This is a genomic window from Mycobacterium canetti CIPT 140010059, from assembly GCF_000253375.1.
Taxonomy (GTDB): Bacteria; Actinomycetota; Actinomycetes; order Mycobacteriales; family Mycobacteriaceae; genus Mycobacterium; species Mycobacterium tuberculosis.
Genome location: NC_015848.1, coordinates 2,019,973 through 2,034,640 on the forward strand (window position 1 = coordinate 2,019,973; position 14,668 = coordinate 2,034,640).

Here is a 14,668-nt window from a genome sequence, read left to right on the forward strand (position 1 = left end):
GACCGCAAGCGGCGGCCGAACGCAGGGGCTATGGCAGCACGGTGTGCATCAACATCACGTTGTATGCCGACCACAAAGACAGGTTAAAGTAGACATCTTTGCCCGTCGACCAGGGATGCATCATCGGCGCGTAGATGCCGCCGGGCATCTGCCATGACGACACCAGCATTTGCTCTGCGCTCCACGGTCCTTGCGGAGCCGGCGCGGTCCTTGCCACCACGTCGTTCATACCGTTGGTGTAGAGCGCCAGGTATTGCTTGAGGTAGGTGTTGTATTGGACGGACATTTCGCCCACCGGGCCCGGAATAACGGGTGTTGCCGCGTCCGGCTTGTTTGGAACCCAGGAGTTCGAGTCGCCGTTCCAGTACTGGTACTTGGTGAGGTCGGGCACAAAGCGCTGCGGAACTCGTGCCAGATATGCCGAACCGCCTCGCCCGGGCGGGGTCCCGAACGAGTAGAGGTAACCGTCGTTGGACTTGAGGTACGCCCCCATCTGGAAGTTCTCATTTCCCGGAACGAACCTGGCTTTTCCGCCGCTGTCCGGTCCGGACGCGCGGATGGTGCCCGGGAAGACCCCCCAGGTCTGACCATTGTCCTTGGACACCGCGATGCCCGAGTAGTTCGTCGTCCATTCCCCATCACGGCCCCAATTCCTGATGGACATGAAGTTGACGTATTGGGTTTTGCCGACGGCGATGCCCGCGGTCGGAATGATCCCCGTCTCGTCGCGCGCCCATTTGATGCTGTTGATGAGCTGTTTGGAGAAGCCCGGTTGGCGTACCGGTGAGCCGGAATATCTGTTGGAAGCGTCACCGGATGTCACATGAACTCCGTTGCCCAGGTCGCGGTCTTGGCTGCGGAACAGCGTGTTGTATCGCCATTGATGGCCATCGACAGCGCAGTAGCCGAATGTGTCGCCGAAGATCATGAGCACCTGACGGTTGGCGGGATCGCCGTTATCCCAAGGAATTCCGAGGTCGGTCCCGGAGATGCCGAAGCGTTCCAGGGTCTTGTTGGGGCTGTCCGGTCCGGTCACCCACTCGGCGAGGGATGTGGTAGCCCCGGCGAGCGTGGCACCAGGATCCGGCGCCGCCGCCGGAGCAGGGTCGGGTGCTGGAGCTGGGGCTGGGTTCGGAGTTAGCTGAGTGGCATTCGGGGGTTGTGGGCCCGTGGCTGGCGGATTGGGTGCCGGACTGGGCCCAGGATTGGCCCTGGGGACTAGCGCTTGCTGTTGTAGCGGCGCGGCATTTCTAGCACCCGGGTTGAGCAATGCGGATATCAGTGGACCCAGCTTGGGTAGCGGTGCACGCTCGTTGGCACCGCGAGGCTTGCGTCCGGTCGGTATCGGACCGTGTCCAGGTCGTACCGGGCCGAGCGCCGTGGCCCCGGGGTCGGTCACAATGGCGCTCGGTGGCGGCGGAGCGTTCGCGGCGTCTCCGCTGCACGGCGCCGCCATCGCTGGTGGCGCCAGGCCTATTGGAACCATGAGTCCAACAGCGGCCGCCCACGCCAGCGATACCGACACGATTCGAGGAATCGGCGACATGTCACACCTTCCCGGGCTGGACGTTGCAATTGACGTCCGCAGTTCGCTGATGTGACGATAGTGATCTCTGGGACTCTTGTGATCAGTGATCCACTGATAGGTATGCCTCCGTGACCGTGTCGCAACCCATCTGTTCATCTCCGACCTGCGCTGCTGCACTCGGACTCGGCACGGGTACATCCAAGGCCCATCGGGGCCGCGGATACCACGACCACCGGTGCCGAACATCGACGATCCGATCAATTTGCGTCCACTGTCGCCCGGACAGGTCAAGAAGGTGTGGCTCTGGCAATCGCTACCCGGTCCCTGGATCGGGTCCGCACGGAATACCGTGTACCTGACCGGATTTGAGTTCCTCGAGCCTTAGCACGGACCGCTCGGAATACCACGGGTAGGCGTGGTTTCCTGCGTGGGCATGATCTGTGGATCAGGAACCCGATACGGGATTCCACGGTTTATCGTGCCCAGCGCCGCGTTGGGCACGCACTGCGGCACCGTTGATAGCGCGTGCAGCCCGGGATAATCCAGGTTGGGCCATGATGAGTTGGGCGGGACAGCGAAGTTGAACGTTGACGTCATGTCGCCGGTCACACTGTGAACCGCCCCGGTGAGTCCGGAGACTCTCTGATCTGAGACCTCAGCCGGCGGCTGGTCTCTGGCGTTGAGCGTAGTAGGCAGCCTCGAGTTCGACCGGCGGGACGTCGCCGCAGTACTGGTAGAGGCGGCGATGGTTGAACCAGTCGACCCAGCGCGCGGTGGCCAACTCGACATCCTCGATGGACCGCCAGGGCTTGCCGGGTTTGATCAGCTCGGTCTTGTATAGGCCGTTGATCGTCTCGGCTAGTGCATTGTCATAGGAGCTTCCGACCGCTCCGACCGACGGTTGGATGCCTGCCTCGGCGAGCCGCTCGCTGAACCGGATCGATGTGTACTGAGATCCCCTATCCGTATGGTGGATAACGTCTTTCAGGTCGAGTACGCCTTCTTGTTGGCGGGTCCAGATGGCTTGCTCGATCGCGTCGAGGACCATGGAGGTGGCCATCGTGGAAGCGACCCGCCAGCCCAGGATCCTGCGAGCGTAGGCGTCGGTGACAAAGGCCACGTAGGCGAACCCTGCCCAGGTCGACACATAGGTGAGGTCTGCTACCCACAGCCGGTTAGGTGCTGGTGGTCCGAAGCGGCGCTGGACGAGATCGGCGGGACGGGCTGTGGCCGGATCAGCGATCGTGGTCCTGCGGGCTTTGCCGCGGGTGGTCCCGGACAGGCCGAGTTTGGTCATCAGCCGTTCGACGGTGCATCTGGCCACCTCGATGCCCTCACGGTTCAGGGTTAGCCACACTTTGCGGGCACCGTAAACACCGTAGTTGGCGGCGTGGACGCGGCTGATGTGCTCCTTGAGTTCGCCATCGCGCAGCTCGCGGCGGCTGGGCTCCCGGTTGATGTGGTCGTAGTAGGTCGATGGGGTGATCGGCACACCCAGCTCGGTCAGCTGTGTGCAGATCGACTCGACACCCCACCGCAAACCATCGGGGCCCTCGCGGTGGCCCTGATGATCGGCGATGAACCGGGTAATTAGCGTGCTGGCCGGTCGAGCTCGGCCGCGAAGAAAGCCGACGCGGTCTTTAAAATCGCGTTCGCCCTTCGCAATTCGGCGTTGTCCCGCCGCAAGCGCTTCAGCTCAGCGGATTCTTCGGTCGTGGTCCCGGGCCGTGCGCCGGCATCGACCTGCGCCTGGCGTACCCACTTACGCACCGTCTCCGCGCAGCCAACACCAAGTAGACGGGCGACCTCACTGATCGCTGCCCACTCCGAATCGTGCTGACCGCGGATCTCTGCGACCATCCGCACCGCCCGCTCACGCAGCTCCGGCGGGTACCTCCTCGATGAACCACCTGACATGACCCCATCCTTTCCAAGAACTGGAGTCTCCGGACATGCCGGGGCGGTTCACTGCGCCGCCAAGCCGTGAGGTTGGGAACTGGCACCCCGAACCGAGTTTCGAGCAATCTCAGCTGTGAGGTGTGGTCAAACGTGTCGTGAACCATCTGCGGGCCACGGCTGTACGGCGAAATGACGAAGCAGGGAACGCGAAAGCCCAAACCGATCGGCCCGCGTATTCCGCCGGAGCCCGGCACCTGATCGATGTCAGGCACCGTGACATATTCGCCGGGAGTCCCGGCCGGCGCGGTAGCAGGAACAACGTGGTCGAAAAAGCCGCCGTTTTCGTCGTAGCTGACGATCAGCGCCGTCTTTTCCCACACCGCAGGATTGGCAAGCAATATTCTTAAGATGTTGACGATTGCGAAAGCCCCGGCCGCGGCTGGAACCGCAGGATGTTCGGATTCGAGAACATTGGGAATCACCCAGGAGACCCGCGGCAGTCTATTGGCTAAGACGTCGGCCGCGAAGCTCGCGGGATAGCTTGGTGCCACGCCAAAGCGGACAAGATCTGACCTGGGATCGGCTGACTGTTTGAAAGACGTCACAAGCGAGCCGTAAGTAAGAACCGAGGAGATGGGCCCGAGTGTCTTGTTGCGATACACCTTCCAGCTGACGCCGGCATCGCTAAGGTTCTGCGGCATGATGCGCCAACCGAATCTCCGCACCGGTTGGAAAGTGGGACTCTGCAGCTCCGGCCCACCATTTTGGCCGTCGGGGTCGATGGTGGCGCTCAGCCAATAAAGGCGGTTGGGCAGGGTGGGACCCAATACCGAGCAAAAGTAGCGGTCGCAGACGGTGAACGCGTCGGCCAACAGATAGTGGATCGGAATGTCTTGGCGCGTGTAGTAGCCCATCACCGTGGGAGTGTGGGCCGCCGAGCGAGTCTTGGCCTGCGCTGGTAGCCAGTTGTCGTTGACGCCACCATTCCACGACTCATGCATCGCCACCCAGCTATGGTCAGGGTCGTTGACACACGCGCCGTCGAGGAACGGGCCTCGGGTGGTGTCGAAGCGGTAGGGCATCGTAACGCCGGTGGCGTCAAGAGCCTGCGTCATCGGGTTCCAACCCTTTTGTTGGAAGAGCGGCGATACCGTGTTGAATCCATCGGTGCCGGAGAGTGTTCCGAAGTAGTGATCGAATGAGCGGTTCTCCTGCATAAAGAACACAAAGTGTTCGATGTCGGTCAAATGGCCGGAGCAGGGCCCCGCGCCGTAGGCCTTTTCAATCACCGGACCGGCGAAAGACATCAACGCGCCGGCGCCGCCCGCAGCGACCTTAGCTAGGAATTCTCGCCGCGAAACTCCGCCGATGTGGCTTTGGCTCACCGCTGTGTTCCCCTGTCGAACCTCCAGCCGCATTTCAGCTCAAGGTAGAGGACTCCGACGAACGATCACGACGCGCCAACCGGCGTGTCGCGCGCGAACTTGCGGATTTCGGCCGCAAACTTGAACCGCTATGCGGTGTCTTGGGTGTCGCCGCACCGGGTGCTTACGGCCATGGCGCCCAATGTTGCTAGCATGCTGGCTGCTGCCCGTTGCCAGGTGAATATTTCGGCGCGGCGGCGCGCGCAGCGGCGCCGGTGGCGTTCGGGCCGGCTGACGATTGTGCGGACTGCGTGTGCGATGGCCTCTGGGCGGTTGTCGGCGCAGGCGCCGCTGTCTGCGGTGATGATCTCGGTCAGCGCCGAGGTGCGGGACACCACGGCCGGTGTGCCACACGCCAGCGATTCGAGTGCGGCTAGCCCAAATGTCTCGTGTGGCCCAGGTGCCAATGCGACATCGGCCGATGCCAGCAGGCCAGCGACGGCATGCCGATCCGAGATGAAACCGGTGAAGTCGATCGGCAACCCGGTTGCCTTGCGTTCCAGCCTGGCGCGCAGCGGACCCTCGCCAGCGATGACCAGTCGAGCGTCGACGCCGGCGTCACACAATGCGGCGAGTGCGTCGATGCTGCGGTCAGCGTGCTTTTCCACCGACAGCCGGCCGCAGTGGACCAGCAGGATCTGCGTCGGGGTGGCCCAGTGCTGCCGAACCCGGGCACAGCGCCGCCGCGGGTGGAAGGTCTTCAGGTCTACGCCCAGTGGGACGGTGACGGTATTTGTCGCTCCGATGCGGTCGAATTCTTCGCGCGCGAACCCGGTAGTACACACGACAGTGTCGTAGTTGGCGGCGGTTCGCGCGTTGGCGAAGTCTGCGAACTTCTGCGCGGCTCGACGCGGAAGCAATTGGCCCGCAAAGCGATCAAGACGCTCGTGGGAGATCATCACCGTCGTAACGCCGTGTTCGCGGCCCCACCGGCCCAGTGACCTCAGGGTGAGCCGGTCGGAGACCTCCAGGGCGTCTGGTCGCAGTGTTTCCAATACAGTCCGCACGGCTCCTGGCATAACCGCGCGATAACCACCGGTATATGGAATATGCTTGGCGGGCAAGGTAATTCGAACAACACCCGTGCGTAGGAGGTGTCGTTCGGTGCGCGCCCCCGGGACGATCAAAAACACCTCGTGTCCGCTGGCGCAGTATTCCGCGCCCAGCCGGTCCACCGCGGTGCGGAGTCCGCCCGAGCGAGGTCCATAGAAGTTGGCGACCTGAACAACACGCATACCGTGAGCAGAACCGGCCGTCGTGTGCGGTCAACGACATAGCATCGACGGTTCCCTGAACGGACCATGAACTCCTGCGGAGCGGGCACCTGCCTGCGCTCCGCGCCAGCCGACAGACACAACCAGAACTTGTGAGCGCACAAGGTCAAACCCGCTACTGGAAATTCGAGCAACGGCGGAGCATGGGAGTTGACCGATCGAGGGGAGAACAGGACAACGATTGCCATGCTGGAGACCGCTGGATTATGGGGCAAGCGCGCCGACATGATTGTGCGTGGATGCTTGCCTTATAACGCTGAGCCACCGCCGGCCGTGTTGGCTGGCAGCGACATCACCCCGATCAATGCGTTCTACGTCCGCAATCACGGCCCGGTCCCCGACATCGCGCCGCAGCATTGGCGGCTGACGGTCGGCGGGCTGGTGGACAACCCGCTTACCGTGACCTATGAACGGCTGACCACCGAGTTCGACCAACACTGTGTGGTGGCGACGCTGGCGTGCGCCGGCAATCGGCGTGCGGAGCTGTTACGGGTGCGACAGATCCCAGGTAAGGAACCCTGGGCGCACGGTGCGATCTCGACCGCTCAGTGGTGTGGTGTCCGTCTGGCAGACATCCTGCAGGCCGCCGATGTGCATATCGACGAGGGGCTACACGTGGCCTTCGATGCTCCGGATGTAGCTGAGGAGGCTCGCCCCATCCAGCCCTATGGCAGCTCGATCCCGCTGAGCAAAGCGCTGTCGCCGGAAGTTCTGCTGGCCTGGCAGATGAACTCCGAACCGCTGCCGCGTGCCCACGGTGGTCCGGTTCGCGTGGTGGTACCCGGATTCATCGGGGCCCGCAGCGTCAAGTGGGTCACCGCCATCACCGTGCAGCCGGGTGCTTCGCAGAATTACTTTCAGGCTCTGGATTACCGCATCCTTCCGGCGGATGCGGACGCCGACATCGTCGGGCCGGGCGAAGGGATTTCGCTTTCGTCGCTGGCGCTCAACTGCGACATCCTCGACCCCACCGATGGCGACGACGTACCGGCAGGGGCGCTGACCATTCGTGGCTATGGGATGGCCGGCGATGGCCGCAGTGTCGAACGAGTTGATGTCTCTGTCGACGACGGGCTCACCTGGCAGCAGGCCGACCTACACGCCGCGCCCAGCCAGTGGTCATGGCGGCCGTGGTCGCTGACGGTCGACGTGGAGCCGGGGCCGTTGGGTATCACCGCACGTGCCTGGGACGATACCGGGGCGCTGCAGCCCGAATCGGCTGTGTCCCTGTGGAATCCGCGCGGATACGGCAACAACGCTTGGGCCCGCGTCGCATTGCGCGTGAGTTAGCCGGGTACTCGGTCATCAACCGGTTGCGGGGCCCTCCGAAGACCACTGGAAAGCACTGCCGATCTGATGGTTAGGGTGGTTGAATTAGCCGACTCGGTCGGCGGTGACGCCCCGAGGTCAGGTGAGGCGAAGGTGATGCCAGTTGACGGAACTAGCCGGCGACACGATACCCGACCGGTGGCTCTGCTGAGGCCGACGCGGTGACCGCCATTGGACGACTTATCCATCGCTACGCGATATGGATCGTCGGCGTCTGGGCGCTCGCGGCCATCATCGGGAATAACTTTGCCCCGCCACTCGAGCAGGTCATCACCGCCGAGGATCAGCCGTTCTCGCCGGCTGGCACCGCCACTTCGCGTGCCGTGGAACGGTCAGCGGCGGCCTTCTCCCAAGCGCCCGGCGACAACATCGGATATCTCGTGCTGGAGCGAAACGGAGTCCTCAACGACCAGGACCGGGCTTACTACGATGCGCTGGTCGTGGCCCTACGCCGTGATTCCCGCCACGTCATCGAGGTGGTGGACTGGTGGGGAACCCCGGCCATCGCGGAGGTCGCCCGCAGCGACGACCATCACGCGGTGACAGCTGCCCTGCGCTTTGGGGGCATGGTCGGAACGTCGCAAGCCGGGGAGTCGATAACCGCCGCGCGCAGCATCGTTACCCAACTGCATCCCCCCGACGGTTTGCACGTATTCGTCACCGGTCCTGGCGCCACCATCGTGGACGAGTTCGCGGCAATCGACAGACAGACCCAGCTCATTACGGCAACGACAATCGTGGTGTTACTGATCCTCTTGTTGATCGTCTACCGATCCGCGATCACCGCGACGGTGCCGTTGTTGTCGGTCGTCGTTTCCCTAGCCGTGGCCAAGCCGATCGTTTCCGTCCTTGTCGACCGCGATTTCATCGGGATATCCCTGTTTTCCCTCGGACTTAGCGTTGCGGTGGTTGTCGGCGCGGGAACCGGCTTCGCGATGTTCCTGATCGGGCGTTACCACGAACGACGAAGGCAACATATTGCCCCGGCGGCGGCGCTGGCAGACGCGTACCGCGGGGTGGCGCCGGCGATCGCGGGTGCGACGTTCATCGTGGTCACATCGCTGGGCGCTGTGGGATGGCTGAGCCTGGCACGGATCGGTATGTTCGCAACAACCGGAATCCTTTGCTCGATTGGCGTTCTCGCAGTGGGCCTGGCCGCACTGACGTTGACGCCAGCTCTCGTCGCGCTGGCCAGCCGTGCCAACCTCCTCAAACCGCCACAACACAAGCGCATACAGCGCCAATTTCGGCGACTCGGCACACATGTGGCGCGCTGGCCGGCGCCGATATTGGTAGCCAGCGGTGTGTTCGTACTCATCATGATGATCGCGCTGCCTAGGGTGCCGATCGGCTGGGACGAAGCCGCGGCAACCCCGTCCGCGGCGGAATCCAATCGCGGTTACCGGGCGGCCGATCGCCACTTTGCCCCGAACCAACTGCTGCCCACCCAGGTGATGATCGAGACCGACCACGACATCCGCAATCCCGCCGGTCTGACCGCGATCGAACGAATCACTGCCGCGATCATGGCTATTGGCGGTGTGCGCATGGTGCAGTCGGCTAGTCATCCCAACGGAATGGTGTCCAAGCAGGCTGCCTTGACAGCATCGGCGGGGAATCTCGGTGATCAGCTCGACGAATTTTCCGATCAGCTCACATCCAGGCAGGCAACGTTCACCAATCTCGAAGCTGCGGTCCGCGACGTGGTGTCAGCCCTCGATCTGGTTCAGGCTGGCATACGACAGGATGGCTATGGACTTGGCCAGGTCAGTCTGGCCGTCCGGCTGATGCAACAGGCGATAACCAAACTTCAGGGCAGCGCCGGTGACGTCTTCGACATATTCGACCCGTTGCGTCGTTTCGTCGCGGCGATACCCGAGTGCTGGGCCAACCCCGTGTGTTCGGTCGCCCAAGAGGTGGTGCAGTGGGCAAACATCGTCACCGAGAGCTGTGCGAAGCTGGCCGATGCGGCAGGGCAGCTCGCGCGGGGGATCGCTGATGTCGCCTCGGCGACATCGGGTGTGTCCGGGCTACCGAATGCCCTGGACAGCATTGGAGGTCAGCTGGCGCAGGTACGAGAATCGGCCGCAGGCGTTCAAGAGTTACTTAACAATGTCGGCGCAGCACCATTGCGAGAGCTTCCCGACTATTTACGCGAACTTGCCGCCGTCTCCCAGAGTGCGCCGGGCGTGGATCTCTACGCCGCTCGGCGAATTCTGACCGACCCGAATATGCGCGCGGTCTTGGACTATTTTGTCTCACCAAACGGCCATGCAACGCGTTTACTTGTCTACGGCGACGGGAGCGAGTGGGGTGACGATGGCGCCCAACGCGCTCGCGCGATCGTGACTGCGGTGGCCGAGGAAACCGACGAGGGCACGCTGCGACCCACCGCTGTTGAGCTGACCGGCGTTGGACCGGCTACCCGTGACCTGCAGGATCTGGTGGGCAGTGACCTGACCTTGCTGGCGGTCATCACACTCGCCGTTATCTTCGCGATAGCCGCACTGCTGCTGCGCAGTCCGCTTGCCGGGCTTGTGGTCGTCGGCACAATCGCGACATCGTATATCTGTGCGCTTGGCGCCAGCGTAGTGATTTGGAAACACATACTTGGCGATAACTTGCACTGGTCGGTATTGCCGATTGCGTTTGTTTTGCTGATATCGGTGGGTTCGGCCTACAACCTGCTCTTCGCGCTGCGCATCCGCGAAGAAAGTCCTGCCGGGCCACGAACCAGTGTCATCCGAGCGTTCGCGGCGACCGGAATGGTAGTCACGGCCGCTGGAATCGTGTTTGGCACAACGATGTTCGCGCTGGCCGCGAGTACCTCGCTGAGCGTGGCACAGATCGGCGTTACCGTCGGCATGGGGTTATTGCTGGACGCCCTTGTGATACGAGGCTTTGTCCTGCCGGCCCTGATGGTTTTGCTGGGCCGCTGGCTGTGGTGGCCGCGCCGATCGGTTAGCAACCGGCAGGTACCCGAGCCGTCGCCGGCCTAAATTGAACCGATTCACGCGTGCATACGTATCCGAGAGTGTGACGAGCCGAAGCGCAGCAGCCAGCTAGGAGCTTCGCTGTCGGCCGAAGGCTGGGTTGATGCCTGGGCCACCGCAACCCGCTGCATTTGCGCACCGGACAGCACCTTGGCTGTGCACCAGGGCGACGACCCGTGCGCGACCGGTCGCCGAGATGGGATACCCGAGCCCGATCCCTGGCCGGTTCGGCCAGGCACTCCGGACCCTCCTGGTGTGGGAATGTGTCCAGAGGGCATTATTGGTCCGTGAGCGCATTCAACATCTGTCGATTCGTTGGTGCCCCAATGGTCACGACGTGGGCACTGCTGTTCGCGCCCGTACCCGCCGCGTCTGCCGACCCACCCGACCCGACGGTATCGGCTGGCGCGTGTCCCGATGTTGAGGTGGTTTTCGCCCGCGGGACCGGCGAGCCACCCGGCGTGGGTGGGATCGGAGAGGACTTCGTCGACGCGCTGCGTTCCAAGATTGGCGAGAAGTCTATGGGCGTTTATGGGGTCGACTACCCGGCGACCACGGATTTCCCGACAGCGATGGCCGGTATTTACGACGCGGGCACCCATGTCGAACAGACGGCGGCGAACTGTTCCCAAAGCAAGCTGGTGCTCGGCGGATTTTCCCAAGGTGCGGCCGTGATGGGCTTTGTTACCGCGGCGGCGATTCCGGATGGGGCGCCGTTGGACGCGCCCAGGCCGATGCCGCCCGAAGTCGCCGACCACGTGGCCGCCGTCACACTCTTCGGAATGCCCTCGGTTGCGTTCATGCACTCGATCGGCGCGCCGCCGATCGTCATCGGTCCGCTATATGCAGAAAAGACCATCCAGCTGTGCGCCCCGGGCGACCCCGTCTGTTCTAGCGGAGGCAATTGGGCGGCGCATAACGGGTACGCCGACGACGGCATGGTCGAGCAGGCCGCAGTTTTTGCCGCCGGTCGGCTCGGTTAAGGCAGTGTCAGCCACTCGCCACTCAGCCCGACACCGATCGGACGTCGTGACCGGCGGGACCGAGAACTGCTCGATCCGCAACAACGCCGCGACGTGGATTGTGTCCCATGGTGAGCTGTGACTTGGAGTGCGGGTGGTGAGCTGCAGGCCCGGTGTCGACCGAAACGGGGCGACGTCCGCGACTTCCTGTACAACCTGATGCTCTGGGATTTGGGCTGCGGATGCGCGGCGGGGGTTCGCTCTGGTGTCGTCGGTGTTCCGCCGCGCTACGTCAAGCCATGCTGGCCATCCCGGCCGAGTACCAGCCCACCGGCGCCGCCGGCACCCGCCGTGCCCCCGGCTTTTCCGGCATTGCCGCCGTTGCCGCCGTTGCCGATCACCACGGCGTTGCCGCCGGCCCCACCCTTGCCGCTGGTGGCGCCATCCCCGCCGGCGCCACCGTCACCGCCGTTGCCGTACAGCCCGGCCTTGCCGCCGGCGCCGCCGTTCCCGCCGGCGCCGGTATCGCTGGCGCCGCCGGCGCCGCCGGCGCCGCCGAAGCCGCTGCGAAGGCCGGTGATTTGGCCGGCCCCACCGGTGCCGCCATCACCGCCAGTGCCATTGAGGCTGTAGCCCCCGTTGCCGCCGGCCCCGCCGGAGCCGTAGAACAATCCCGAGCTGCCGCCGGCGCCGCCGGCACCGGCCTTGCCTGACAGGCTGGAGCCGCCGCTGCCGCCCGCACCGCCCGAGGCATTGAGGGTGAGAGAGCCGGCGTCGCCGCCGGCCCCACCACCACCGCCGGCCACGCCCCCATGGCCGCCCGCCCCGCCGGTGCCGCCGGCCCCGTACAGCCCGCCGGACCCGCCGGCCCCGCCGGCCCCGCCAGCGCCGGCGGAGCCGCCCGTGCCGCCGGCGCCACCGGTTCCCCCGTGGGCGTACAGCCCGCCGGCTCCGCCGGCCCCGCCGGCGCCGCCGATGGTGGTACCGGTCCCGCCGGCGCCGCCGGCGCCGCCGTTGGTGAACAGCCCGCCGGTGCCGCCGGCCCCACCGGCGCCGCCGGTGCTAGCGCCGGTGGTGGTGGCGCCGCCGCCGCTCCCACCGGTTCCGGCGGGGCCGATGAGCAATCCGGCGTTCCCGCCCGCCCCGCCGGCTCCGCCGGTGGTGTTTCCGGCCCCGCCGGCACCACCGATACCGCCGGAGCCGATCAAGAAGGCGGATCCGCCGGCGCCGCCGGCGCCACCGGCACCCGCCGTTCCGACACCCCCGGCACCGCCGGTGCCGCCGGTGCCAAACAGGATCCCGCCGGCCCCGCCGTTGCCGCCGCCCTCGCCGTTGGTGCCGGCCGCGCCGGCCCCGCCGTTGCCGCCGTTGCCGAACAACCAGCCACCGGCGCCGCCGTCGTCGCCGGTTCCCGGCGTCCCGTTGTCGCCGTTGCCGATCAGTGGGCGCCCGGTCAATGCCTCGGTGGGTTCGTTGATGAAATCGAGAATGTCCTGCTGCAGGTTGTGCCATGGCGAGGTGCTCTCGGGAGCGTTGTATCCGTCCGCGCCCAGCAGCAACCCGCCGAAGCCGCCGAAGCCGGACTTGCCGGCGAGCGCGCCGATGCCGCCGTTGCCGCCGTTGCCGATCAGCACGGCGTCGCCACCGGCCCCGCCGACACCACCGGTGCCGCCGCCCTCGCCGCCGTTGCCGCCGTTGCCGCCGTTGCCGATCAATCCGGGCGTGCCGCCCGCCCCGCCGGCCCCGCCGGCGGCGGTGCCAGCGGGCCCCCCGGAGCCGCCGGCCCCGCCGGAGCCACCGGAGCCGTTGAGCATGCCGGCGTTGCCGCCGGCCCCACCCTGCCCGCCGGCGGCGAAGCCGAACCCGCCGGTGCCACCGGCGCCACCGGAGCCGAAGAGCAGGCCGGCGTTACCGCCGGCCCCGCCGGCGCCGCCCTTACCACCGCCGAAGACATCGCCGCCGGCTCCACCGGTCCCGCCGGTGCCACCGGCGGCGCCCAGGGAAAGCGTGCCGGCGTTGCCGCCGTTACCGGCCGCGCCGCCGGTGATCAGTCCCGACCCGCCCGTCCCACCGTCCCCGCCGGCGCCGAACAGGCCGCCGGCCCCACCGGCCCCGCCGGCCCCACCGGTGCCGAGCGTTCCGTGATCACCGAATCCGCCCACCCCGCCCATGCCGCCGGCACCAAACAACCCGCCGGCCCCACCGGCGCCGCCCGCCCCGCCCGTGTGGCCTTGCCCGCCGGCGCCACCGACTCCGCCGTTGCTAAACAGCCCGCCGGCGCCACCGGCGCCGCCCGCCCCACCGGCAGTGCTGAAGCTGAACCCGCCGGCACCGCCGACCCCGGCGGCGCCGGCGAGCATACCGGCGTTGCCGCCGGTTCCGCCGGCACCGCCGATGCCGCCGACAAGAGCTGTCGCAGCCCCGCCGGCGCCACCGGCGCCGCCGGCCCCAAACAGCATGGCGGACCCGCCAGCGCCACCGGCCCCGCCGATCCCGTTGTTGGCGGTGGCGGTTCCGCCGGCACCGCCGGCCCCGCCGTTGCCGAACAGCCCGGCGGCCCCACCAGGGCCACCAGCCCCGCCGTTGGCGCCCTTTGCACCGGATCCGCCGGCCCCGCCGTTGCCGATCAACCAGCCGGCATCCCCGCCGTTGGCCCCGGTGCCGGGAGCACCGTTAGCCCCGTTAGCGATCAGCGGACGGCCGGTAGCGGCCAGGACGGGCGCGTTGATCGAGTTGAGCAGCGGCGTCACGGCGGCGGCCTCGGCGGCCGCATAGGCGCCCCCCCCGGTGGTCAGCGCCTGCACGAACCGACCATGAAACGCCGCCGCCTCGGCGCTCGCCGCCTGATAGGCCCGGCCGTGCGCGCCGAACAACGCAGCGATTGCCGCCGAGATCTCATCGGCACCGGCGGCCAGCAGGCTCGTCGTGTTGGCCGCCGCGGCCGCATTGGCCCCAGCGATCGTCGAGCCGAGATTGGCTAGATCCGTCGCCGCCGCCGCGATAGTCTCCGGCACCGCGATCACAAACGACATCTGAAAACCTCCCACGACCGCTGACCACCAGGTAATGCCGACGACCCGGGAAGCCTCGGCGCCGGGTGAATCGGCGTAAGTCAGCGTATGGGCGGGAGGGCAACCCAGCCGGTGTTTCCGCACGACTCATACCCGCTGTCAAATCACCTGACAATCACTCGGTGGTCACACGCTGCGTGCTTCACATTGGTAGCTTGGGCACGTCGGTAACCGTCACAGCTGTCACA

Annotated in this window: 7 protein-coding genes and 2 pseudogenes; 3 read left to right on the forward strand and 6 right to left on the reverse strand. The window is 66.0% G+C overall.

The features are described from left to right. Positions 1-28: 28 nt before the first annotated feature. The 5 genes and pseudogenes from MCAN_RS09250 to MCAN_RS09270 form a co-directional block, all read right to left on the reverse strand. Entirely contained in the window at positions 29-1,726 is a 1,698-nt protein-coding gene (locus MCAN_RS09250) for a DUF4185 domain-containing protein (RefSeq protein ID WP_014000924.1), read from the reverse strand. A gap of 183 nt (positions 1,727-1,909) precedes the next feature. Next, a pseudogene (locus tag MCAN_RS21355) lies at positions 1,910-2,167 on the reverse strand (phospholipase); the annotation flags it as partial. Between the two features lie 16 nt (positions 2,168-2,183). Continuing rightward, positions 2,184-3,445, reverse strand: a protein-coding gene (locus tag MCAN_RS09255) for an IS3-like element IS6110/IS987 family transposase (RefSeq protein ID WP_145974172.1) whose coding sequence is annotated in 2 segments (ribosomal slippage) — positions 2,184-3,157 and positions 3,157-3,445 — 1,263 coding nt in all. Because the reading frame shifts where the segments join, the coding sequence is not laid out codon by codon here. A gap of 53 nt (positions 3,446-3,498) precedes the next feature. Continuing rightward, positions 3,499-4,845 (reverse strand): annotated as a pseudogene (locus tag MCAN_RS09265) (alkaline phosphatase family protein); the annotation flags it as partial. 95 nt (positions 4,846-4,940) lie between these two features. Continuing rightward, a complete protein-coding gene (locus tag MCAN_RS09270) occupies positions 4,941-6,086 on the reverse strand; it encodes a glycosyltransferase (RefSeq protein WP_003899004.1) in 1,146 nt (381 codons plus the stop codon). Positions 6,087-6,311: 225 nt separating this feature from the next. On the opposite strand from MCAN_RS09270, the gene MCAN_RS09275 reads away from it, so the two are divergent. The 3 genes from MCAN_RS09275 (at position 6,312) to cut1 (ending at position 11,430) form a co-directional block, all read left to right on the forward strand. Next, complete coding sequence (locus MCAN_RS09275) at positions 6,312-7,415, forward strand: sulfite oxidase (protein ID WP_003911638.1); 1,104 nt, start codon at positions 6,312-6,314, stop codon at positions 7,413-7,415. A 200-nt stretch (positions 7,416-7,615) separates the two neighbouring features. Further along, positions 7,616-10,453, forward strand: a complete 2,838-nt coding sequence (locus MCAN_RS09280) for an MMPL/RND family transporter (protein ID WP_014000927.1) — start codon at positions 7,616-7,618, stop codon at positions 10,451-10,453. 320 nt (positions 10,454-10,773) lie between these two features. Further along, positions 10,774-11,430 (forward strand): cutinase Cut1, encoded by a 657-nt coding sequence (gene cut1 / locus MCAN_RS09285; RefSeq protein WP_015288154.1) that lies wholly within the window; start codon positions 10,774-10,776, stop codon positions 11,428-11,430. Between the two features lie 266 nt (positions 11,431-11,696). Here cut1 and MCAN_RS09290 read toward each other — a convergent pair whose 3' ends face one another. Beyond that, positions 11,697-14,441: a PE family protein gene (locus MCAN_RS09290; RefSeq protein ID WP_014000929.1), complete on the reverse strand. Its 2,745-nt coding sequence runs from the start codon at positions 14,439-14,441 to the stop codon at positions 11,697-11,699. Positions 14,442-14,668: the final 227 nt, after the last annotated feature.